The sequence below is a fragment of the Streptomyces sp. DH12 genome (genome assembly GCF_020873895.1).
Lineage (GTDB): Bacteria > Actinomycetota > Actinomycetes > Streptomycetales > Streptomycetaceae > Streptomyces.
In genome coordinates, this window is sequence record NZ_JAHWGT010000901.1 from 1 (window position 1) to 471 (window position 471).

At 79.6% G+C, this 471-nt stretch carries 1 pseudogene; it reads right to left on the reverse strand.

The window, feature by feature from the left end:
• A pseudogene (locus LPA54_RS37695) lies at positions 1 to 471 on the reverse strand (hypothetical protein); the annotation flags it as partial.

Here is a 471-nt window from a genome sequence, read left to right on the forward strand (position 1 = left end):
CAGGCCGCCCACCAGGCCGGGCCGGTCCGAGGAACCCCCGTCGTCGCCGGGCGTGCCGCCCCCGCTGCCACCGGAGCCGTCGCCGCCGCCCGAGGTCGGGCCCGCGGTCGTGCTCGGCGCCTGGCCCTCGGGGGAGGACTGCTGCGGCGGGGCCTGCCCGGTGCTGCCCTGGGTCTGGGTGGGCGCTCCGGTGACGGCGCCCGCGCCCTGGGTGGCGCCGGGGGTGCTGCTGGTCCCGGCGCACGGGCAGGCCGATCCGGACGTGGCGCCCTGCGTGGGCGAGCCGGACGCGGACGGCGTCCCCTTCTCCCCCTTCTCCTTCCGCTCACCGGACTCCTCCGGCAGCGGGGACCCCGGCAGGTTGTTGCGCGGCGCCTCGCCGGGACCGGGCACGACCACCCGGTCCGCGTCGCGGACGGCCCCGCCGAGCAACGCGCCCACGAGCATGCTGGACCCGCACACCACGAACGT